Source organism: Brevundimonas vesicularis (assembly GCF_027105095.1).
Classification (GTDB): domain Bacteria; phylum Pseudomonadota; class Alphaproteobacteria; order Caulobacterales; family Caulobacteraceae; genus Brevundimonas; species Brevundimonas vesicularis_E.
Genome location: NZ_CP114278.1, coordinates 1,218,992 through 1,240,488, shown reverse-complemented (window position 1 = coordinate 1,240,488; position 21,497 = coordinate 1,218,992). Strand labels below are relative to the sequence as shown.

Genomic DNA, 21,497 nt, shown 5'->3' with positions numbered 1-21,497 from the left:
CTGACTCGACAGGCGGAATGGCAAAGGGGCGGAGATCCCTCCCCGCCCCATCTCGATTTGTGAAAAGACTAGCGGCGTTCGGACGCTGTCGTCGCGCGCACCGGCGCGAATTCCGAACCCGACTTCCACTGCGGCCAGTCGCGACCGTCCGCCAGGACGCGACCGACATCGTAGAAGACCGTCAGGTCCTCGATCATGCCGCTGTAGTCCCAGTCGGGCGACCACTCATCCGCCGCCTGGTGATAGCGTTTGGCGCCGTATTCCGACCGCGCCGCCTCGCGCGCGGCGATCGGTTCGTCGCGGAACTCGCCGCGGCTGCCGGCATAGGCCATCGGCACGCCACGCTTGGCCAGCGGGAAGTGGTCCGAACGATAATAGGTGCCGGCCGCATTCTCGTAGTCCGGCACCAGCGACCGCCCTTGCGGCTGAACCGCCGCCGCCAGACGTTCGTCGAAGTCCGACTGGCCATATCCGGTGACGCCCAGACCGGTGACGCGGCCATAGACGTTCATGGAGTCCATGTTGAACCCGCCCACCGTCTTGGCCAGCGGATAGACCGGGTTCACCGCATAGTATTCCGAGCCCAGCAGGCCGCTTTCCTCGCCGGTGAAGCTGATCATCACGATCGAGCGTTCGGTGCGCGGCGCGCGACCGAACATGCGCGCCAGCTCCAGCAGACCCGCCGTGCCCGACGCGTTGTCCACCGCCCCGTTGAAGATGCGGTCGCCGGTCGCATCCGGCTCGCCCATGCCAATGTGATCCCAGTGGGCGGTATAAAGGATCGTCTCGTCCGGATGGGTGGCGCCCGGCAGACGGGCGATGACGTTGTGGCTGGTGACCTGATTGGTGGCCACGTCGAATTCGGTCGAGAAGGATGCGCCGGTCAGGGCGACCGGCTGGAAGTCGCGGCTGCGCGCCTGGACCTTCAGCGCGTCGAAATCCAGACCCGCGCGACGGAACAGGTCGACCGCCACGTCACGCTGGATCCAGCCCTCCATAGGCACACGTTCGGCCGCCGCATTCTGGCGCAGGATGTCGAACTGCGACACGCCCCAGGAGTTGGCGACCGTCTGCCAGCCGTAAGACGCCGGCGCCGTCTCGTGAACGATCAGCACGCCCGCTGCGCCCTGTTTGGCCGCCTCTTCGTATTTGTAGGTCCAGCGGCCGTAATAGGTCATGGCCTTGCCGCCGAAGGTGTTCAGCGCTGGCTCCTCGAAGTCGGCGTCATTGACCAGCACGACCAGGATCTTGCCGCGCAGGTCCTGACCCTTGAAGTCGTTCCACTGCCGCTCGGGGGCATTGATGCCGTAGCCGACGAAGACCAGCGGCGCGTCCTTCAGGCTGACGTGTTCGGCCGGGCGGCGGGTCGAGATGGCGACCTCGCGCCCTTGCGTCATCGGCAGGGTCCAGTCGCCCAGCTTCAGCGAGGCCCGCACATTGGACTGGGTGAAGCGGTTCAGGATCACGTCCTGCGTCCACTGGCCGTTCGGCCCGCCCGGCTCGAACCCGGCGGCGGCGTAGCCTTCGCTCAGATAGCGGATGACCTTGTCCTCAGCCGGTGTGGCGATGCCCCTCCCCTCGAAGCTGTCATCCGACAGCGTCTTGATGTCCTGCGAGATGCGCGCCGCATCGAAAGTCGGGGCGGTGTGAACCGCTCCGGGATTGGGCGCCGTAGCGCAGGCGGACAAGGCGACGCTCGCCAAAAGAACGGCGGCGAAAGAAGAGACAAGACGCATGAACTGAAGGCCCCACAGCCGGAAACGATACGGGACCCTAGGGGGCGAACTTCGCCCTGTCGATGCTGCGTGCCGGACCTTTCGTCGCAAACAAAAAGCCCGCCGAGGCGAACCTCGGCGGGCTTACGACTTCGATCCGGCGGCGACGCCCTTAGTGGGCGACGCCCTTCCAGATGCGGCGGTAGGCGACATAGGTGATGCCGGCGAACAGCAGCAGATAGATCATCACGCCGAAGCCGGCCTGCTTGCGCTCGACCATCTTCGGCTCGGACGTCCAGGCGATGAAGGCCGCGACATCCTTGGCGTATTGATCGACCGTTTGCGGCGAACCGTCGTCATAGGTGACCAGGCCATCCTTGAGCGGCGGCGGCATGGCGATGAAGCCGCCGGGCGGAACGTGCTTGTGATCGCCGGTCCAGAACGGCGTCAGGTCGCCGGCCATATAGGGGTTGTAGTGCTGGCCGTCGCGGATCTGCAGGCCGGCCGGAGCCGCCTTGTAGCCCGACAGCAGCGAGTAGATGTAGTTGGCGCCGTCGTGACGAGCCTTGGCCATGACCGAAAGGTCGGGCGGCGCGGCGCCGCCGTTGCCCGCCGCCGCCGCCGTGGCGTTCGGATAGGGTGCGCGGAACTTGTCGGCCGGCGTGGCGTCGCGCTGGATCGGCTCGCCGGTCTCGCTGTCGATGTCGCCGACCTGCACTTCCTTGGCCAGAGCCTTCACGACGGGGTTGTCGTTCGGGTTCGGATACTTCGGATTCCAGAACGGCCCATGACGGTCGCCCAGGTTCCGATAGTGCATCAGGTTCATGCTGTGACAGGCGGCGCAGACCTCGTGATAGACCTTGTAGCCGCGTTGCAGCTGGCCCTGGTCATAGGTGCCGAACGGCCCCTCGAAGCTGAACCCGCCCGAGCGCGGATGGGCCGCGGCGCCCGCCGCCATGGCGGGAGCGGCTGCGCTCAACAGACCCAGGGCGACGGCGGCCGAGGCGATGATTGTCTTGAACGACACGGTCTTCATTCCAATCGTCATGATTTTCAGACCTTGTTCTCGACGGCGCCGGCGCCGGTCAGGACCGGCTCGGAGATCGTCGCCGGGATCGGCAGCGGCTGCTCCTTCAACCCGACCAGCGGCATGATGATCAGGAAGAAGACGAAGTAGTAGAGGGTGAAGACCCGCGTCAGCCACAGGTATGAGTTCAGGTCGCCGTCGATCAGGGTGAAGGTCTTGAACGACCCGATCACCGGCGCGTCAGGCAGCTGACCGCCGCACCAGCCCAGGCCCACGCCCACCACCAGGAAGATGATGAAGAAGGTCCGCATCGTCGGGCGATAGCGCATCGAGCGCACCTTGGACGTATCCAGCCAGGGCAGGACGAACAGCACGCCGATGGCGCTGAACATCGCCACCACGCCGCCGAACTTGTCCGGGATGGCGCGCAGGATTGCGTAGAAGGGCAGCATGTACCACTCGGGCACAATGTGCGCCGGCGTCTGCAGCGGGTTGGCCGGAATGTAGTTGTCGGCGTGGCCCAGAGCGTTCGGCTGATAGAAGACGAAGATGGCGAACAGGATCAGGAACAGGATGATCGCAAAGCCGTCCTTGACCGTGAAATACGGGTGGAAGGGCAGCGTGTCCTTCTTCTCCCGATCCTTCGGAATCAGGATGCCGACCGGGTTGTTCTGACCGGCCGAGTGCAGCGCCCAAAGGTGCAGCACGACGCAGCCCAGGATCGCGAAGGGCAGCAGATAGTGCAGCGAGAAGAAGCGGTTCAGCGTCGCATTGTCGATCGCCGGGCCGCCGCGCAGCCATATCAGGATCGGCTCGCCCAGCACGGGGATGGCGCCGATCAGGTTGGTGATGACCTCAGCACCCCAGAACGACATCTGGCCCCACGGCAGGACGTAACCCAGGAAGGCGGTGGCGATCATCAGGAAGAAGATCACGCAGCCGATGATCCAGATCATCTCGCGCGGCGCCTTGTACGAGCCGTAGTAGAGGCCGCGCAGCATGTGCAGATAGACGGCGATGAAGAACATCGACGCCCCGTTGGCGTGGACATAGCGGATCAGCCAGCCACCGTTCACGTCGCGCATGATACGCTCGACCGAGGCGAAGGCCAGGTCGACGTTGGGCGTATAGTGCATGGCCAAGACGATGCCGGTGACGATCTGCGTCATCAGGCACAGAGCCAGGATGCCGCCGAAGGTCCACCAATAGTTTAGGTTTCGCGGCGTCGGCAGGGACATGTAGTCCGCGCCGAAACGGATGATCGGCAGCCGGGTGTCCAGCCACTTCTCGACGCCCGTCTTCGGGACGTAGGTGCTCTCGTGATCGCTCATGATTCCCCCTTGGTCCTCAGCCGATCTTGACGCGGGTGTCGGACAGATAATCGTATTCCGGCACCACCAGGTTCAGAGGCGCCGGCCCCTTACGAATGCGGCCGGAGGCGTCGTAGTGCGAGCCGTGGCAGGGGCAGAACCAGCCGCCGTAATCGCCCGCGCCAAAGGTCGGCACGCAGCCCAGGTGCGTGCACGAACCGATGACGACCAGATATTTCTCGTGACCCGGCTTGGTGCGCTCTGCGTCGGTCTGGGGCTGTTTCAGGTCCGGAGCGTGATCGTCCGCGATGACCTTCTGCAGCTCGGCCGGGGTGCGGTAACGCACGAACACCGGCTTGCCCTGCCATTTGATGACGACCTGCTGGCCTTCCTGAACCTTGGTCAGATCGAACTCGATCGACGCCAGCGCCAGCGTATCGGCCGCCGGATTCATCTGGTTTATCAGCGGCCAGGCGATCATGGCGCCCGCGCCGACCGCTGCGGCGCCCGCCGCGATGTAGATAAAGTCCCGACGATTGGGATCACCGCCCTCAGGGCTGTGACCGTCTTCCGTATGCACGACCGATTCGGCCACGTTTCCACCTCTCGAACGCCGCAGAAGACCCCCAAGGGCGTCCCCAGCCACGGCACGAACCAACAAAAGACGCCGGGAATCCCCGACGGCCCGTGACTTGCGCCGGTTTGGACGCAAGCTGCTGACGTTTCTTGCGAAACGCTCGCAAACAGACCGCGACAAACCCCCTCGCCGCGCGTATGTCAGGCCTTAGAATGCGTCTCGCCCTTTTTCAACCGGACATTCCTCAGAACGTCGGAGCCTGCATCCGATTGTCGGCCTGTTTCGGCGTCGATCTGCATGTGATCGAGCCGACAGGTTTCCGTTTCGACGACCGCGCCATGAAGCGCGCGGCCCTCGACTACGGCCCCTTGTCCCACATGACCCGCCACGCCGACTGGGAGGCCTTCCAGGCGGATCGTCCCGCCGGGCGGCTGGTGCTGTTGACGACCAAGGGCGCGACGCCCCTGCCCGATTTCGTCTTCCGGCCTGACGACACCCTGCTGTTCGGCAAGGAAAGCGCCGGCGCCCCCGACTATGTCCACGCCGCCGCTGACGCGCGCGTCGTCGTGCCGCTGCGTCCGGAGGCCCGCTCGCTGAACCTGTCGGTCACCGCCGGAATCGCCCTTTGGGAAGGCCTGCGCCAGACCGGCGGAGTCGGGTGAACGGCATTTACCTCGTCTGGTAACGCGCTCTACAATCACGCATTGATAATAAAGCGCCTCCAAGTTCAGCTGCGGGGCGCGAAGCACGATGGACACAACTCCCGCCGTGGTGGCGATCATCGTCTTCCTGGTGATCGTCGGGGCCTGGGAACTCAGCCGCAAGCGTCCCAAGCGCCGCCACACACATCGTTCCAATCTCGGCAGCTTCAGGCCCGGCGCCAAGATCGCGGCTCGACCGAAAGTCGCGACGGCCCAACTTGACACGGTGATGCGCGCCGCCTTTCAGGCTAGGCCTCTGATGTCCCGCGCCGAAGCCTCGGTGTTCTATACTGCCGAACGCGCGATAAAGCGCCTCGACATCAAGGGGCGAGTGATGGCGCAGGTTTCGCTCGGCGAGATTCTGCGGTCACCAGACGACGAGGCCTTTCGCGCCATTAACAGCAAACGCGTCGATATTCTGGTCATCTCCCAAACCGGATGGCCCCTCGCCGCGGTCGAATACCAGGGCGAAGCCCACTACCAGGGCACGGCCTACGCGCGTGACGCCGTCAAGAAAGCTGCGCTCCAACGCGCTGGGATCGCCTATCTTGAAGTGACCCCCCAACACAGCGCCGAAGATATTGAGCGCGATCTCGCCCGCGTCCTGCAGGCGAATATGGCGCCCGCTTAAGACTCCTGCCGCGCCATCGACGGGCGTTCGCCGGCCTTTGACGCCGCGACGGTCTCGACCGCCCGAATGACCCGCAGCAGGTTCTCGCCGGCGATCTTGCGGATGTCGGCCTCGGTCCAGCCCGCCGCCATCAGGGCCGCCAGGATTCGCGGATAGGCATCCACCCCGCCCATGCCTTCCGGCAGGCTGCCGATGCCGTCGAAGTCGGCGCCCAGGCCGACATGGTCGATGCCGGCCACTGCGCGCACGTGCTGAATATGCGCCACCACGTCGGCCAGGGTCGCCTGAGGCGTCGGATTGGCGGCGGTCCAGGCCGTCAGCCCGGCCTCGACCGCGCCGGGATCGCCGGGGTTCAGGGTCTTCAGCCGCGCCTCCTCGCCCGCCTTGGCCCCGTTCCAGGCCCGCACCGCCTCGGACACGAAACCGGGAGCCAGGTTGATCATCACGACGCCGCCGTCCTGCGGCATCATTCGCAGCACCCGATCCGGCACGTTGCGCGGATGATCCGTGACCGCCCGCGCCGACGAATGGGAGAAGATCACCGGCGCATCGGACACGCGCATGGCGTCCAGCATCGTCTCTTCGGAGACGTGGCTGAGGTCGACCATCATGCCCAGCCGGTTCATCTCCTTGACCACCGCCTCGCCAAACGGGCTGAGGCCTCCCCATTTGGGCGCGTCCGTCGCGCTGTCGGCCCAGGTCGTGGTCTTGGAGTGGGTCAGGGTCATGTAGCGCGCGCCGGCCCGGTAGAACTCCCGCAGCAGCGCCAGGGAATCGTCGATCGAATAGCCGCCCTCCATACCGATCAGGCTGGCGATCCGGCCCGATTTGAACACCGCGTCCACCTCGTCCGCCGTGGTCGCCAGGCCGAAGGTGTCGGGATGGGCGGCGATGATGCGTTTGGCCGTATCCATCTGCTCGAAGGTTTCCTCAACGGCCTCCAGCGGCGTCAGGCTGGCGGGCACATAGACGGACCAGAACTGCCCCCCGACGCCTCCTGCCCGCAGGCGCGCGATATCGGTATGCAGTTTGGTCGACACCGCCAGGTTCTTCGTCAGATCAACGGCGTAAACGTCATTCCCATACTGCTGTCGCAGCGCCCACGGCAGGTCATTGTGCCCGTCGATCAGCAGCGTGGTCTTCAGAATCTCCATCACCCGCGCCTCATCGGCGTCCTGGGCCTGAACCGCTCCTCCCAGCGCGAGCGAGGCGACGGCGACGGAGACGAGCCGACGGATCATGGGCGGGCTTCCTGAAAACGGCAGGCGGCCATTAGCGCCCGCGATTCTGCTTATGACAACCTCGTCGGATGACGCCGCCGCCGCGACGTGGTTCAAGCGCGCCATGAGCGACGCCGTCTTCTCCGATCCGCTCGACCTGAAGAAGGTCGAGACCCGCGCCTGGTTCGAACATCTGCGCGACCGCATCCATGCCGCCTTCGAGGCGCTGGAGGATGCCGCGCCTGCCGACCTGTTCCCCGGCGAGCCCGGTCGCTTCGTCCGCACCGCATGGGAACGGCCAGAGGGCGGCGGCGGCGTCATGGGCATGATGCACGGTCGCCTGTTCGAAAAGGTCGGCGTCCACGTCTCGACCGTGCATGGCGCCTTTCCCGCCGACTACGCCAAGAATGTGCCCGGCGCCGACGTCGATCCGCGCTTCTTCGCGACAGGGATCAGCCTGATCTGCCACCCCGTCAGCCCGCGCATTCCGGCCGTTCATATGAACACCCGCTTCATCGCCACGACCAAGAGCTGGTTCGGCGGCGGCGGCGACCTGACGCCCGTGCTGATGGCGGATCGTCGTCAAGATCACCCCGACACCGTCGCCTTCCACGCCGCCATGCAGGCCGCCTGCGACGCCCACGACGCCACCTGGCACGCCAAATACAAGGCCTGGTGCGACGAGTATTTCTATCTGCCCCACCGCAAGGAGCCGCGCGGCACCGGCGGCGTCTTCTACGATCATCACGACAGCGGCGACTATGAACGAGACTTCGCCTTCACCCGCGACATCGGCCTGGCCTTCCTGGACGTCTATCCCCGCATCGTCGCCGGCCGTATGGCCGAGCCCTGGACGGCCGAGCAGCGTGAGGAACAGCTGATCCGCCGGGGCCGCTACGTCGAGTTCAACCTGCTCTACGACCGCGGCACCATGTTCGGGCTGAAGACGGGCGGCAACGTCGACTCGATCCTGTCGTCCATGCCGCCGGTGGTGAAGTGGCCCTAGCCCATCGCCTCGACAAACACGTCGCCGGCGCGGCTGCGATATCGTTCGCGGTGTCGTAACAGGCGGAACGGCCGCTCCGGCAGGGTGAAGGGCGCCGTCACCAACCGCCCGGCCGCCACCGACGCATAGGCCACGCTTTCCGACAGGGCCGTGGCTCCCGCCCCCGCCTCGGCCGCCGCCAGCACGGCTTCGTTCGACGGCAGGGTCATCGACACCGACAGGGTCGTGGGATCGACCCCCATGTCCCGCACCGCCGCCTCCAGCGTCGACCGCGTGCCAGAGCCGACTTCGCGCAACACCCAAGGCTGGCCCGCCAGATCCTTCGCCTCCAGCCGACGTCGCGTCGCCCACGGATGATCCGGCGTCACCAGGACAGCCAGCCGATCCGACCCCACCTGGACCTGCGACAGGGCCGGCTCGTCCACGGCCCCCTCGACCAGGCCGATCTCGGCGGCGCCGCTCAGCACCGCCTGCGCCGCCTCGCGCGTGTTGCCGATCTCGACGCCCAATTCGACGCCAGGATAGGCCGTATGGAAATCCACCAGCCGGCGCGGCAGCCAGTAGCTGGCGATGGTCTGGCTGGCGAACACCGCCAGACGCCCGCGCCGCAGAGCGCTCATGTCCGCCAGAGCCGCCTCGGCCGCCGCCGCCCGCGCCAGCACCGCCTTGGCCTCGGGGAGGAAGGCGCGGCCGGTCTCGTTCAGCACCACGCCCCGCCCGACCCGATCGAACAGCCGCACGTCATGCTCGGCCTCCAGAGCTGCCAGAGCATTCGACACCGCCGACTGGGTCAGGTTCAGCGCCCTTGCCGCCGCCGTCACATGGTCACGCTCGGCGACGGCGACGAAAATCCGCAGGCGTTCCAAGGTCACGATTGATCTCCAAATCGGATTGAACCGACCATAACTATCCGTTGGACCGCCGTCGAGGGTAGGCGCATCACCCTCGATGATGAAGTCCGCCGCCCTGCCCGCCCCGCTTCACGCGCCCACTTTGGCGTCGATGACGGCGTTCGGGCGCACGATCCGGCCGGGCGTCATGCTGTGCCTGCTGGTCACCCTTGCGGCCGTCGGCCTGACCAGCATCGAGCGCGACGTGATCGGCCATGTCTGGCTGGAGCCGCTGGTGCTGGCCATCCTGCTGGGCGCCGCCGTCCGCACCGCCTGGACGCCCGATGCACGGTTCAAGGCCGGGATCGACTTCTCAGCCAAGAGCCTGCTGGAGGTGGCGGTGGTCCTGCTCGGCGCCTCGGTCAGCGCCGCCACCCTGTCGTCGCTCGGCGTAGGCTTCGTCCTGGGCATCTTCGCCCTGGTCGCGCTCGCCATCGTCGTCGGTTTCGGCGTCGGTCGCGCCCTGGGCCTGAACCCCCGTATGGCCCTGCTGGTCGCCTGCGGCAACGCCATCTGCGGCAACTCCGCCATCGCCGCCGTCGCCCCCGTCATCGACGCCGACGGGAAAGAGGTCGCAGCCTCCATCGCCTTCACCGCAGTGCTGGGCGTGATCGTTGTCCTTGCCCTGCCCCTGCTGGGCGGCCTGATCCACCTGAACGGCCTGCAATACGGCGCCCTGGCCGGTCTGACCGTCTATGCGGTGCCGCAGGTTCTGGCCGCCGCCGCGCCCCTCGGCGCCGTCGCCACGCAAACTGGCACGGTGGTCAAGCTGGTGCGGGTGCTGATGCTCGGTCCTGTCATCCTCGCCCTGTCGCTGATCTTTCGAGACCACGCGCCTGGCGCCGCAAAGCCCGGCCTGTCGCGCCTGCTGCCTTGGTTCATCATCGGCTTCCTTGTCATGATCGGCCTGCGCTCGTTTGACCTGATCCCGCAGGCCGCGCTGGCGGCCATGGCCGCCACCTCGAGCCTGCTGACCGTCGTCGCCATGGCCGCCCTGGGTCTCCAGACCGACATCCGCGCCGTCGCCCGCGCCGGCGGCCGCGTCGTCGCCGCCGTCATCCTGTCGCTGGGCGCCCTGGCGGTGCTGGCGCTGGCGCTGATCCGGCTGCTGGGGCTCTAGATCCCGCTGCCGTAATCCTCGACCGGCGGCGGCGTCAGCAGCAGGAAGGCGCGGATCCAGGCCGTCAGCACGGCCCGATCGTTGGGCCGCTTCAGACTGTCGATCGCCTGATCTGCCACCTCATGCGGGATGCGCGCCCCGCGCCGTCCCTCGATCAGGGCCGCCGCATAGTCCGGCTGAAACTCCGGATGGCACTGGAACGAGATCGCATCGTCGCCCCAAGCCAGACCGGCGTAGGGCGTGAACCCGCTGGACGCGATCACCCGCGCGTCGTCCGAAACCGCGACGACCTGATCCTGGTGCGACACAGGAATGGCGATCGTTCGCGCCCGCGGATGCATCCAAGGCGCATCCTCACGCACGTCATAGCGGTGCAGACCCACGCCCCAGCCCTTATGCGACTTCTCGACCACCCCGCCGAACGCATGGGCCAGCGCCTGATGCCCGAAACAGATGCCGACCAGCCGCGTCCGCCCCCGCGCCGCCCTCAGCCAATCGATCAGCTGCGGGATCCACGGCAGGTCGTCATAGACCCCCGCCGCCGACCCCGTGACGATGGCCCCCTGGAAGACCGACGGATCCTCGGGCAGTTGCCCCGACTGCACGTCGAACCGCGTCGTCGGCACGCCCTCGCCCAGCAAGGCCCGAAACCGCGCCGGGTAGTCGTCGAAATCGTCCTTCAGATGCTCCGGCGGGTGTCCGGTTTCCAGAATGGCGATGCGCGTCATGCAATCAACCTAGTGACTGCGGTCAGAAGGTCCAGACCTCGGCCCGCCCGCCCGCTTCGCCCAGCGCCCCCGCGACCCAGCCGCAGATCTCGTTCGCAGCCGCTTCCGCGCCCGCCGGCGGATTGACCACCACCATGGCGCAGCCGTTCATCTTCATCGGATTGGTCAGCGGCCTCAGCCGCGCCTCGGCGACCAGGGTCGGCCCCGCCTTGCCCTGCAGCCGCCGGATAAAGCCGTCGAAGGTCTCCAGATCCTTCAGCGGCGTCCAGATCGCCACCGTCGCCGTCGAATCGCGCCTCACCACCGAAATCGCGGTCTCGGCAGACCGCACATAGTCGTCAGGCTTTTCGAACGGCGGGTCGATCAGCACCAGCGGCCCGCGCACCGTCGCCGCCTCCGCCCCCACCGCCGCATAGCCGTCGCCCTCGCGCGCCTCGGCGTTCGCGCGCCCCGCCAGCGCCTCGGCCAGCATGGCCCGCACCGGCGGGGTCAGCTCGAACCCGACATACCGACCGCCAGGCGTCAGCGCGTCCGCGATCAACAACGGCGACCCCGGATAGAACCGCGACCCGCCCTCAGGATTCAGCGCCGCGACCTCGCCCGCCAGCGCATCCATCAGAGTCGTCCGCCCGTCGGCGGACATCAACCGCGCCACGCCAGCCTCGGCCTCCTTCGATCGCGCGCCGTCGCCCGACAGATCGTACAGCCCCGCCCCCGCATGGGTGTCGAACACCGTCAGCGGCCCGGCCGCCTGCCGCGCTTTCACCAGCCACAGCACCAGGGCGTGCTTGACCAGGTCGGCGAAGTTTCCGGCGTGAAAGCTGTGGCGATAGTTCATGCCGCCTCGTCTCGCGCCCGGCCCGCGCGGTCAAGCGGAACTCGCGCGCCAGACACGGCGTTCGGCCTAAGTCCTTGTACGGAAAGATGCGATGGCCGCCAAAACCACCCTCACCGACGCGCAACGCAAGCCGCCCAAGGGCGTCGCGACCCAGGCCAAGCGGGGTCTCGACCTGCGCGAAAAGCACGAGCGGGGCGGCACCGAGGTCGGCGTACGCCGCGCCCACCAGTTGGCGGATCAGAAGCCCGTCTCGGACAAGGACATCAAGGACATCTACAGCTATTTCGCCCGCCACACTGTGGACAAGGACGGCAAGGGCTGGGGCAGCCGCACCGATCCTTCCGCCGGCTATATCGCCTGGCTGCTGTGGGGCGGCGATCCGGCCGAGCGCTGGATCAAACGGCTGCATGACCGTCTCGAAAAGGCGAACGGGTGATGGCCGACGGATCGCACGCCTTCGACATCGCCGCCGAAGTCCCTCAAGGCCTCAGCTATTGCAGCGACGAGTTCGAGGGCCTGACCCGGCGCCGCGCCGGCAAGGGTTGGTCGTATCGCGACGCCAAGGGCAAGACCGTTACGGACGCCAAGACCTTGGCCCGCATCCGCGCCCTGGCCATTCCGCCCGCCTGGACCGATGTCTGGATCTGTCCCAAGGCCAACGGCCATATCCAGGCGACCGGCCGGGATGTGAAGGGCCGCAAACAATACCGCTATCACAACGACTGGAGCACGGCCCGTTCCGAGAACAAGTTCGACAAGCTGCCGGCCTTCTCGCGCAACCTGCCGAAACTGCGCGAAAAGGTCGAACATGACCTGGCCCTTCGCGGCGTCTGTCGCGACAAGGTGCTGGCCACCGCCGTGCGCCTGCTGGAGATCACCCTGATCCGGGTCGGCAACTCCATCTACGCCAAACAGAACCGCAGCTACGGCCTGACGACCCTGCACAAGCGCCACATCGATGTGGACGGCGCGGCCCTGACGTTCGAGTTTCGCGGCAAGAGCGGCAAGGATCACAGCGTCAGCGTCAAGGACCGGCGCCTGGCCAAGGTCGTGCGGCAGCTGGAAGGCCTGCCCGGCCAGCAACTCTTCAAATACCGCGCGGCCGACGGCGCGCTGTGCCCGGTCGATTCCGACGACGTGAACGCCTACATCCGAGAGGCGATGGGCGAACAGTTCTCGGCCAAGGACTTCCGCACCTGGGCCGGCACCGTCTCGGCGGCGCGGGCGCTGCGCGACACCGAGGCCCCGACCTCGCCCACCGACGCCAAGCGCAAGATCACCGTCTGCGTTAAGGCGGTCGCCGGCCTCTTGGGCAACACCCCCACCGTCTGCCGCGCCTCTTACGTCCACCCCAAGGTCTTCGCCCTGTTCGAAAGCGGCGAGATCGGCAAGGCCTTGCCGGGGCCGGAGACCAAGGGGTTTGAAAAGGCGCTGATCAAACAGCTGCTCGCGGTGTAACGCGGGCGGCGACGTAAATTCGGCGCGGCGTCTTCTGAAGCCACGCCGTCGGCCCTATCTTCGCCCCATGCCCATCGCCCGTCTCGACAGCCGCGCTCTGATCTCCGTCACGGGCGAGGAGGCGAAACCCTTCCTGCACAATCTGCTGACCCAGGACGTGGAGACGCTGGCCGAAGGCGAACTGCGGTTCGGCGCCCTTCTGTCCCCGCCCGGCCGGCTGCTGTTCGACCTTTTCCTTCTGGGACAGGCTGACGGCGTCGTTCTGGATGTCGCCGCCGACCGCCGCGACTCCCTGATCCAGCGCCTGTCGATGTACAGGCTGCGCGCCAAGGTCGCCGTCGCCGCCGACGACCGCCCGGTTTTCGCCGCCTGGCCGGAGACCTCCGCCGGCTTCATCCCCGACCCCCGCACGCCCCTGATGGGCGGTCGGCTCTATGGCGAGGCGACTGCGGACGCCGCCGAGGCCGACTACGACGCCCACCGTCTGTCGGTCGGCCTGCCCGATCCGACCGCCGACGCGCCTCAGGACAAGACCTATCCGATCGAGGCCGACTTCGACCTGCTGAACGGCATCGACTTCCAGAAGGGCTGTTTCGTCGGCCAGGAAACGACCTCGCGCATGAAGCGCCGGGGTACGATCAAGAACCGGATGCTGCCGCTGGACTTCGACGGCTCGCCCCCCGCCTTCGGCGCCGAGGTGCTGAAGGGCGAACTGCGCGCAGGCGAGGTCCTCTCGGGTCGGCAGGGTTCGGCCATGGCCTTGCTGCGCATCGACCGGCTCGACGGCGACCTGACGGTGGACGGCCGTCCGGTGCGCTTGCGCAAACCCGCCTGGATGGGCGAGGACGTCCTTCCCTCCTCCAACGCGTGAGTCCCCCCCATGAAGATCGCCGATCAGATCGTCCTCGTCACCGGCGGCGCGCGCGGCGTCGGCGCCGCCTGCGTCCGCGCCTTCGCCCATGAAGGCGCTCGCGTCGTCATCAACTGGAGGAACAGCGGCGAAGCGGCGAACGCCTTGGCCGCCGAGATCGGCGAGCGCGCCCTCGCTCTCCAGGCCGACGTGACCGACCGCGCCGCGGTGGACGCCATGGTCGCGGCGGCGCAAGACCACTTCGGCGCCCCCGTCACCACCGTCGTCAACAACGCCCTGGACTACAGCTTCAACGGCGACGCCCGGTCCCAGATGACCGCCATCGGCTGGGACGAGATGGATCGCCAGTTCTCGACCGTCGTGCGCGGCGCCCTGAACCTGATCCAGGCGACCGCGCCCGGCATGGCCGCGGCCCGGTTCGGCCGCATCGTCAACATCGGCACCAACCTGTTCCAGAACCCGGTCGTGCCCTACCACGACTACACCGCCGCCAAGGCCGCCCTGCTCAGCCTGACCCGCACCGCCGCCGGCGACCTCGGCCCTGACGGCATCACCGTCAACATGGTCTCGGGCGGTCTCCTGCGCACCACCGACGCCAGCGCCGCCACGCCAGAGGCTGTGTTCGACCTGATCGCCGGCATGACCCCGCTGCGCAGCGTCACGACCCCGCAAGAATTCGCCGACGCCGTCCTCTTTTTCGCCTCACCTTGGAGCCGCGCGGTCACCGGCCAGAACCTGGTCGTGGACGGCGGATTGGTCCGGGACTGAAGGCCGCGCCTGTTTTCGTCATCCTTCGGCAAGCCGCTTGCGGCGCAGACCGGAGGAGCCAGCGGCGCGCGTGAGCGCGAACCTGTCGCGGCTTCTGTGTTCAACCATCCAGCGGCGGACGGATTTCGCCTTCGGCGCCGCTGGGTCCTCCGGTCTCGCTCTGCTCGCCGGAGGATGACGAAAGAGCGACGCCATCCATCGTATCGCCGCAAAACTTCCACCAACATTTCCGCAACTTGTCTGCGACCAGCGTCAATCGACCAGCCCCCGCCGCCGACGCCTCTACAATGCGCGGTTTTACGCTAGAGGCCGCAAAACCTGATCGCATCCACCCCAGCCCAGCCTCCGAGATTAGACGAATTAGACACTTTAGACGGTGTTTTTCCTGCGTCGCCCCGACGCCGAACGCCCTTTCCTCAAGCGGAACAGACTGGCAACATCAGGCCATGACCGACTCACACGCGCCAGAGGTTCCCGGCGGCCGTTGCGGCTGGTGCGGGATCGATCCCCTCTATGTCGCCTATCACGACACCGAATGGGGCGTGCCCGAGCGCGATCCCCGCGCCCTGTGGGAAAAGCTGGTGCTCGACGGCTTTCAGGCCGGCCTTGCCTGGATCACCATCCTCAGAAAACGCGACGGCATCCGCGACGCATTCGACGGTTTCGATCCCGAGATCGTCGCCCGCTATGAAGAGGCCGATATCCAGCGCCTGTTGGGCGATCCGCGCATCATCCGTTCGCGCGCCAAGATCAACGCGGCCATCCGGGGCGCTCAGATCTGGCTTCAGATGCGCGATGACGGCGAGGACTTCTCCGCCTGGCTTTGGTCGTTCGTCGGCGGCGAACCGATCCAGACCCCATACGCCGACTATCGCCAGGCCCCGACCCAGACCGAACAGTCTGTCGCCATGGCCAAGGCCCTGAAGAAACGCGGATTCAACTTCTGCGGCCCGGTCATCGTCTACGCCTTCATGCAGGCCGTCGGCATGGTCAACGATCACCAGACGACCTGCTTCCGTCACGCCCAGGTTCGTGCGATGGCGGGCCATGGCTAAAGCCCCCGCAAATCCGAAAGCCTTCCCGACCCTCGCGCTGGAAACGGTGCTGATGCAGCGGGTCAACGGTCACGTCTGCGGCGTGGACGAAGCCGGGCGTGGTCCCTGGGCCGGCCCCGTCTCGGCGGCGGCCGTGATCCTGAACCCTGACGACCTGCCGCCCGGCATCGACGATTCCAAGGCCCTGACCGAAAAGCGTCGCGCCGCCCTGGAGCCCGAGATCAAGGCCCGCGCCGTCGCCTGGGGCGTCGGCTTCGCCTCGGTGGACGAGATCGAGGAGTTGAACATCCTGCACGCCACGGGCCTGGCCATGTGCCGCGCCATCGAGGCCTTGCAAGTCCAGCCGGTCGCCGCCCTGGTCGACGGCAACTATCGCTTCAAGCTCCCCTGCGAAATCCAGACGGTCGTCGGTGGCGACGGGTTGTCGCTATCCATCGCAGCGGCCTCCATCCTGGCCAAGACCGCGCGGGATCGTTTGATGATCGATCTGGATGCCCAGTATCCCGGGTACGGCTTCGCCAGCCACAAGGGCTACAATGCCCCGATCCACCAGAACGCTTTGAAAACCTTGGGCCCCTGCCCCGCTCATCGGCGCAGCTGGTCGCCGATCAAGGCGCTGTTGCAGGAGGCCTGACGCCGCTTTCAGATGTGCAGGAAGCCGCCCAGCAGCGCGCCCATCAGAGCCGCCACAGCCGCCCCGGCGATCGCCATCATCCAGCGCGGCGGCGGCGCCACCTCCGGCTCCACGTCGATGTGTTCGACGGGCTGAACCGCCTCGACCGGGCGAGCGTAACGCGCGGCGTTGTGGGTAAAGGTCGCATCCGCCGTTCGCGGCGCCCAAGAGCGCGGCTCAGCCGCCGGACGCACACGGTAGTCGTCGGGGCGATCAGTCTTGGGGGCGGTATACGGGTGCGGTTGCATATTCCCACAACGGCACGCAGCGATTCGCGTTCCGCCCTACCCTCCGTTGTTTTTATTGGTGTCTATGCGGCCACGGGCAGGGAGACCGGCCGCTCTGTCACCACGAACAGGTGCTCGACATTCTTGAGCCGCCCCACCTGCCCGACCTTCTCGCCCTTGCGATTATGGATCCCGATCCGGGCGCCGACGTATCGCGGATGCGCCACCTCCAGGACCTGAACATGGCCCCTCGCCGACAGCATCTCCACCAGGTCGGCGCGGCTCAGATACCCCTCGTCATTGAAGCTGACGATCAGGTTCGGCGTCTTGACCCGCTCGATCACGGTCCGCAGCGCCGGGCCGATGCCGGGCCGGCTGTTGAAGGCGCTCTTGCGCGTCCTCACGTCAACGCGCTTGTTGGCGACCCCATAGGTCTCGGGCCGGTCCCACAGCACCAGGCTCTCCCAGCAGTGGTAGTTCCCCAGATAGGAATGCTGATTGTAAGGCGGATCCAGATAAACCAAATCCGCCTCGACCTGTTCGGCGATCTCGACCGCATCGCCCTGGGTCGCTCGGCACGGCCCGTCCACGGCCGGGACCAGATCCGGCGTGCGCAGCTCCAGCGTCTTCAACGCCCTCGGCGCCCATTGCTTCATATAGGCCATCTGAACCCCGGCGGTGGAATCCACCCGGTCCGCCGCCTCCATCAGGCTGACCAGGGCGATGGCCTTGAGTTCCGGCTCCAGTCCCATGGTCTCGATCCGGTCGCGCATGGCGTCGATGCGAGCACCGTTGTCCGGATGGAAATACCGCGCATCCTGACAGAAGGCCTGGGTGAACCAGCCCGCCTCGGGTTTCACCGTCCGCAGCTCGGCCAGGACGACTTCGGCCCGCTCGACCCACCGCTCCCGATCCGCCTGGACATAGGTCGTCGCCAGGGCGTGGGCATAGGCGTTCAGGTCGTTCGACCAGACCTGAAACCCCAGCTTCTTCAGGGCGTGCCCGACCCGCGCCGTGCCGGAAAACAGATCGCACACCCGCCCGCCCTGCGGCAGCACCCCCGCCGCCGCACCCGTCACATGCCCCAGCAAGGCGCGCTTGGAGCCGATATATTTGATCATGACGCGGCCCGACTCATCGCGGCAGCATAGCGGGTTGCAGCGAAGCGCGAGAGGGGCCGCGTCGAGAGCCCTAGTAGCCTCAGAACTTGCGGCTGACGCCCAGAGACACGACCCACGGATCGAGGTTGACGTTGGACTTCAGGGCGCCGTCGTTGATCTTGGCGTCGGTCTCGAACCAGACCTTCTTGACGTCGACGTTCAGGCTCCAGGGCCCCTGAATGCCCACGTCCGCGCCCGCTTGAAGCGCGTAGCCGAAACCGTCGTCCAGATCGACGGTGAAGCCATTCTTGTCCTTGCCGCTGTAAAACAGCATGTAGTTCACGCCCGCGCCGACATAGGGGCTGAAGATCCCCTGGCTCAGCGGGCGGTACTGCAGGGTGACCACCGGCGGCAGGACCCAGGTCTCATGCACGGCCACGTCCGTCGCACCGCCCTGGGCGCGAATCTCGTGCTGGGTCGTGCCCAGGATCGCCTCGACCGCGAGGTGATCGGTCAGGAAGTAGGTGAAGCCCAGGGTCGGCATGACGCTGTCGCCCACATCCACCTTCAGGCCCGTGTCCGCGCCCGCAGCCGTGGTGATGGCGTCATCGGCCTGGGAGAAGACGTCTGTGACGCGCCCGCTCACCAGGAAGTCGCCCTTCTTCGGGGCCTCCCAAGCGACGGATGTCTGAGCGAAGGCCGGCGCCGCGCAGGCGGTGAAGGCGACGGCGGCAAGCAGCAGGGTCTTGGTATTCATCTTCTGATCCCCGACGCCCTGGCCGCCTCGTGCGGCCTTCGTCAGGCGTCTGAGCGGGGATGTGCGCCCCGGCGGACGCCTCGGCCTTGATCCAGCGCAAATCGTTCAGGGGGTGGACAATCTGTCCACTCACACCACCCGCGCATGCCTTTGCTGAAGAGCCACCGCAGCGGGATCGAAGGCGGCGCAAACCGCCCTGACGAAGGGGCGGCCCAGGTCGGTCACCGCCACCACCGTCCCGTCGAGCCGCACCAGACCATCGTCGACGAAGCGCTCCAACAGGGACAAGGCGCCGGCGACGTCCGACAGATCTCGACCGCGACGTCGAACGATGGGCGCAAGATCGACGACGAAGTCGCACATCAGCCGCTCGATGATCTCGCTGACGAACATGTCGCATTCGGTCAGGGCGACGCCTCGCGCGACCGGTAGCTCGCCCGCCTCGACAGCGCGGCGCCAGTCGCGTTCCTGCGCGTGGTTTTGAACATAGCCCCTGGGCGTGCGGCTGATCGACGAGGCGCCCAGGCCGATCAGCACGCCTGCGGCGTCGGTGGTGTAGCCTTGGAAGTTGCGATGCAGCCGTCCGGCCCGGTCCGCCGCCGCCAACCCGTCGTGCGGCAGGGCGAAATGATCCAGCCCGATCGCCTGCCATCCCTTGCCGACCAGATAGCGCGCCGCCGCCTGGCTTTGGGCGAAGCGCGCTTCGGCGTCCGGCAGGTCGGCATCGTTGATCAACCGCTGATGCGGCTTCATCCACGGCACATGGGCATAGCCGAACAGGGCGATCCGTTCGGGCCTCAGCGTCGTGACCTGGCCCAGGGTGGTGATGACGTTCTCGACGGCCTGAAGCGGCAGGCCGTACATCAGATCGAGGTTGAGGGAGGTCACGCCCTGCCCCCGCAAGGCTTCGGCCGCCCAGCGGATGGTCTCGAAACGTTCGGGCCGGTTCACCGCCGCCTGGACACGCGGCGACAGGTCCTGCACCCCCAGACTGGCGCGGCTCAGGCCGATGCGGCCCGCCGCCTCGACCCACTCCTGCGTCAGGACTTCAGGGTCCAACTCGGCGGCGGTTTCGAAACAGTCGCCCAGGTCGAACCGCGCGGACAGACCGGCGAACAGTCGCTCAAGATCTTCAGGCGACAGCATGTTCGGCGTGCCGCCGCCCAGATGGATCGAGCCGACACGGACCGGCCGGCCGATCCGGGCCAGAACCAGATCCGCCTCGCGCAGCAGCAGATCGACATAGCTGGAGATGACGCCCGCCCGGTTCACCGCCCGGGTGTTGCAGCCGCAGTACCAGCACAGCCGCTTGCAGAACGGCAGGTGCAGGTACAGCGAGACGGGCTGATCGGAGGGCGCGCCCCCCAGCCAGTCGGCCCACTCGCCGGGTCCGACGGCAGGCGTGAACTGGGCCGCCGTCGGATAGGAGGTATAGCGCGGCGCATGGGCGTCGTAGCGCGCGATCAGGTCGCGAACGGACAGGCGCGCGGGGCTAGAGAGGGACATCGCCCTCTTTCGATGCGTCGGGCGTGGACAGGCCGGCGTCGCCTTCGTCAAACAGATGGAACTCGTGCCACAGGCCGTTCAGCACGCCGAAACCGACGGCCAGGCCAAGCCCCAGGATCCAGGAAAAATACCACATGGTTCTGCGCTCCTAAGGGTCAGTACAGGTCGGGGTTGGTCTTGAGGGCGGCGGTCGACGTGCGGCCCCACAGCACGCGATAGACCCAGGCGGTGTAGAGCAGCACCAGAGGCAGGAAGATCAGGGTGCAGATCAGCATGATGAACAGGGTCAGATGGCTGGATGAGGCGTTCCACACCGTCAGGCTGGACTGAGGATCGACCGAGCTGGGCAGGATGAACGGGAACATCGACAGGCCGACGGTGGAGATGATGCCCACAGCCGACAGCGACGATCCGCCGAACGCCAGCGGCGCGGACCGCCGCCACATGCCGATCAGGCCGACCAGCGCGCCCAGGAAGCCCAGGGCCGGTGCGACCAGCATCCACGGATAGCGGCCGTAGTTGTCCAGCCAGGCGCCGGGCGCGGCCTGAACCGTCGTGCGAAGCGGATTGGAGAAGCCGTTGACGTCCAGCGCGCCGGTGATCCGGTAGCCCAGCCCGCCATAGGCGACATACAGTCCGCCGACCGCGAACAGGATCAGGGCCAGAATAGCGGCGACCGTTCCGAACAGACGCGCCCGCTCCATCACCGGGCCAGCCTCGGCCTTGACCGACAACCAGGCCGCGCCGTGCAGGACCAGCATGGCCACCGACAACAGGCCGGCGATCAGGCTGAAGGGGGTGAACAGGCCGAGCAGCGTGCCGTCGTAGAAGGACCGCAGGTCGCCATCCAGATGGAAGGGCGCGCCCAACAAAACGTTGCCCACCGCGACGCCGAACACCAGGGCCGGAACGAAGCCGCCGATGAACAGGCACCAGTCCCAAAACGACCGCCACTTCGGCGACGCCCGCTTGGAGCGATATTTGAACGACACCGGCCGCAGTATCAGCGCGGACAGCACCAGGAACATGGCCAGGTAGAAGCCTGAGAAGCTGACCGCGTAGACGAAAGGCCAGGCGGCGAAGATGGCGCCGCCGCCCAGGATGAACCACACCTGGTTGCCTTCCCAGGTGGCGCCGACGGTGTTGATCACCATGCGGCGTTCCTCGTCGGTCTTGGCGACGAAGGGCAGAAGGGCGCCGACGCCCAGGTCGAAACCGTCGGTTAGGGCGAAGGCGATCAGAAGCACGCCCAGCAGCCCCCACCAGATCAGGCGAAGCGTTGCGAAGTCGAGGGGAAGATCCATTGTCGGATGTCCTAA

General features: G+C 66.9%; 24 protein-coding genes. 10 read left to right on the top strand and 14 right to left on the bottom strand.

What is annotated here, in order from left to right; all coding sequences use genetic code 11:
* Nucleotides 1-68: 68 nt before the first annotated feature.
* From O2K97_RS06110 to petA, 4 genes are all read right to left on the bottom strand, one after another.
* The gene (locus O2K97_RS06110) at nucleotides 69-1,736 is read right to left on the bottom strand and encodes a M28 family peptidase (RefSeq protein WP_419466091.1); all 1,668 of its coding nucleotides are present in this window, start codon (nucleotides 1,734-1,736) and stop codon (nucleotides 69-71) included.
* A 151-nt stretch (nucleotides 1,737-1,887) separates the two neighbouring features.
* Nucleotides 1,888-2,751, bottom strand: a complete 864-nt coding sequence (locus tag O2K97_RS06105) for a cytochrome c1 (RefSeq protein WP_269220857.1) — start codon at nucleotides 2,749-2,751, stop codon at nucleotides 1,888-1,890.
* Between the two features lie 17 nt (nucleotides 2,752-2,768).
* Nucleotides 2,769-4,073 (bottom strand): cytochrome b, encoded by a 1,305-nt coding sequence (locus O2K97_RS06100; protein ID WP_269220856.1) that lies wholly within the window; start codon nucleotides 4,071-4,073, stop codon nucleotides 2,769-2,771.
* Between the two features lie 16 nt (nucleotides 4,074-4,089).
* Nucleotides 4,090-4,647 carry a ubiquinol-cytochrome c reductase iron-sulfur subunit gene (gene petA, locus O2K97_RS06095; protein WP_045810115.1) on the bottom strand — a complete coding sequence of 186 codons (558 nt, stop codon included), beginning with the start codon at nucleotides 4,645-4,647 and terminating at the stop codon, nucleotides 4,090-4,092.
* A gap of 194 nt (nucleotides 4,648-4,841) precedes the next feature.
* On the opposite strand from petA, the gene O2K97_RS06090 reads away from it, so the two are divergent.
* The gene (locus O2K97_RS06090; protein ID WP_269220855.1) at nucleotides 4,842-5,291 is read left to right on the top strand and encodes a tRNA (cytidine(34)-2'-O)-methyltransferase; all 450 of its coding nucleotides are present in this window, start codon (nucleotides 4,842-4,844) and stop codon (nucleotides 5,289-5,291) included.
* 109 nt (nucleotides 5,292-5,400) lie between these two features.
* The gene (locus O2K97_RS06085; protein ID WP_269220854.1) at nucleotides 5,401-5,961 is read left to right on the top strand and encodes a DUF2726 domain-containing protein; all 561 of its coding nucleotides are present in this window, start codon (nucleotides 5,401-5,403) and stop codon (nucleotides 5,959-5,961) included.
* On the opposite strand, the gene O2K97_RS06080 is transcribed toward O2K97_RS06085, so the two are convergent.
* On the bottom strand, nucleotides 5,958-7,202 hold the full coding sequence (locus O2K97_RS06080; RefSeq protein WP_269220853.1) for a dipeptidase: 1,245 nt from the start codon (nucleotides 7,200-7,202) through the stop codon (nucleotides 5,958-5,960). The genes O2K97_RS06085 and O2K97_RS06080 overlap by 4 nt on opposite strands.
* Before the next feature lie 103 nt (nucleotides 7,203-7,305).
* Here O2K97_RS06080 and hemF point away from each other — a divergent pair, with 103 nt between their 5' ends.
* Complete coding sequence (gene hemF, locus O2K97_RS06075; protein WP_269221113.1) at nucleotides 7,306-8,187, top strand: oxygen-dependent coproporphyrinogen oxidase; 882 nt, start codon at nucleotides 7,306-7,308, stop codon at nucleotides 8,185-8,187.
* Here hemF and O2K97_RS06070 read toward each other — a convergent pair.
* Nucleotides 8,184-9,059: a LysR family transcriptional regulator gene (locus O2K97_RS06070; RefSeq protein ID WP_269220852.1), complete on the bottom strand. Its 876-nt coding sequence runs from the start codon at nucleotides 9,057-9,059 to the stop codon at nucleotides 8,184-8,186. The genes hemF and O2K97_RS06070 overlap by 4 nt on opposite strands.
* A gap of 76 nt (nucleotides 9,060-9,135) precedes the next feature.
* Here O2K97_RS06070 and O2K97_RS06065 point away from each other — a divergent pair, with 76 nt between their 5' ends.
* Complete coding sequence (locus O2K97_RS06065; RefSeq protein ID WP_269220851.1) at nucleotides 9,136-10,197, top strand: YeiH family protein; 1,062 nt, start codon at nucleotides 9,136-9,138, stop codon at nucleotides 10,195-10,197.
* Here the strand turns inward: O2K97_RS06065 and O2K97_RS06060 are convergent.
* Together O2K97_RS06060 and rlmJ are read right to left on the bottom strand one after the other, a co-directional pair.
* On the bottom strand, nucleotides 10,194-10,925 hold the full coding sequence (locus tag O2K97_RS06060; protein WP_269220850.1) for a glutamine amidotransferase-related protein: 732 nt from the start codon (nucleotides 10,923-10,925) through the stop codon (nucleotides 10,194-10,196). The genes O2K97_RS06065 and O2K97_RS06060 overlap by 4 nt on opposite strands.
* 22 nt (nucleotides 10,926-10,947) lie before the next feature.
* Complete coding sequence (gene rlmJ, locus O2K97_RS06055; protein WP_269220849.1) at nucleotides 10,948-11,763, bottom strand: 23S rRNA (adenine(2030)-N(6))-methyltransferase RlmJ; 816 nt, start codon at nucleotides 11,761-11,763, stop codon at nucleotides 10,948-10,950.
* A gap of 91 nt (nucleotides 11,764-11,854) precedes the next feature.
* Between rlmJ and O2K97_RS06050 the strand changes: the two genes are divergently transcribed.
* The 6 genes from O2K97_RS06050 to O2K97_RS06025 all read left to right on the top strand — a co-directional run bounded on the left by O2K97_RS06050 (nucleotide 11,855) and on the right by O2K97_RS06025 (nucleotide 16,549).
* Complete coding sequence (locus O2K97_RS06050) at nucleotides 11,855-12,199, top strand: hypothetical protein (RefSeq protein ID WP_269220848.1); 345 nt, start codon at nucleotides 11,855-11,857, stop codon at nucleotides 12,197-12,199.
* Complete coding sequence (locus tag O2K97_RS06045) at nucleotides 12,199-13,221, top strand: DNA topoisomerase IB (protein WP_269220847.1); 1,023 nt, start codon at nucleotides 12,199-12,201, stop codon at nucleotides 13,219-13,221. Before O2K97_RS06050 ends, O2K97_RS06045 begins: the two co-directional genes overlap by 1 nt.
* Before the next feature lie 67 nt (nucleotides 13,222-13,288).
* Entirely contained in the window at nucleotides 13,289-14,092 is an 804-nt protein-coding gene (locus tag O2K97_RS06040; protein WP_269220846.1) for a YgfZ/GcvT domain-containing protein, read from the top strand.
* A gap of 9 nt (nucleotides 14,093-14,101) precedes the next feature.
* Nucleotides 14,102-14,860, top strand: a complete 759-nt coding sequence (locus O2K97_RS06035) for a 3-oxoacyl-ACP reductase (protein WP_269220845.1) — start codon at nucleotides 14,102-14,104, stop codon at nucleotides 14,858-14,860.
* A 446-nt stretch (nucleotides 14,861-15,306) separates the two neighbouring features.
* The gene (locus O2K97_RS06030; RefSeq protein ID WP_269220844.1) at nucleotides 15,307-15,915 is read left to right on the top strand and encodes a DNA-3-methyladenine glycosylase I; all 609 of its coding nucleotides are present in this window, start codon (nucleotides 15,307-15,309) and stop codon (nucleotides 15,913-15,915) included.
* Nucleotides 15,908-16,549, top strand: coding sequence for a ribonuclease HII (locus O2K97_RS06025; protein ID WP_407060802.1), 642 nt, complete (start codon nucleotides 15,908-15,910; stop codon nucleotides 16,547-16,549). Before O2K97_RS06030 ends, O2K97_RS06025 begins: the two co-directional genes overlap by 8 nt.
* Before the next feature lie 8 nt (nucleotides 16,550-16,557).
* Here the strand turns inward: O2K97_RS06025 and O2K97_RS06020 are convergent, their stop codons facing one another.
* From O2K97_RS06020 to cydB, 6 genes are all read right to left on the bottom strand, one after another.
* A complete protein-coding gene (locus O2K97_RS06020; protein ID WP_269220843.1) occupies nucleotides 16,558-16,836 on the bottom strand; it encodes a hypothetical protein in 279 nt (92 codons plus the stop codon).
* Nucleotides 16,837-16,898: 62 nt separating this feature from the next.
* Nucleotides 16,899-17,936 (bottom strand): DNA adenine methylase, encoded by a 1,038-nt coding sequence (locus O2K97_RS06015; RefSeq protein ID WP_269220842.1) that lies wholly within the window; start codon nucleotides 17,934-17,936, stop codon nucleotides 16,899-16,901.
* A 79-nt stretch (nucleotides 17,937-18,015) separates the two neighbouring features.
* On the bottom strand, nucleotides 18,016-18,672 hold the full coding sequence (locus tag O2K97_RS06010) for an OmpW/AlkL family protein (RefSeq protein ID WP_269220841.1): 657 nt from the start codon (nucleotides 18,670-18,672) through the stop codon (nucleotides 18,016-18,018).
* Between the two features lie 129 nt (nucleotides 18,673-18,801).
* Complete coding sequence (hemN, locus tag O2K97_RS06005; protein WP_269220840.1) at nucleotides 18,802-20,178, bottom strand: oxygen-independent coproporphyrinogen III oxidase; 1,377 nt, start codon at nucleotides 20,176-20,178, stop codon at nucleotides 18,802-18,804.
* Nucleotides 20,165-20,314, bottom strand: a complete 150-nt coding sequence (gene cydX / locus O2K97_RS06000; RefSeq protein ID WP_017504187.1) for a cytochrome bd-I oxidase subunit CydX — start codon at nucleotides 20,312-20,314, stop codon at nucleotides 20,165-20,167. Before cydX ends, hemN begins: the two co-directional genes overlap by 14 nt.
* Nucleotides 20,315-20,333: 19 nt before the next feature.
* Complete coding sequence (gene cydB, locus O2K97_RS05995) at nucleotides 20,334-21,482, bottom strand: cytochrome d ubiquinol oxidase subunit II (RefSeq protein WP_269220839.1); 1,149 nt, start codon at nucleotides 21,480-21,482, stop codon at nucleotides 20,334-20,336.
* Nucleotides 21,483-21,497 lie beyond the last annotated feature (15 nt).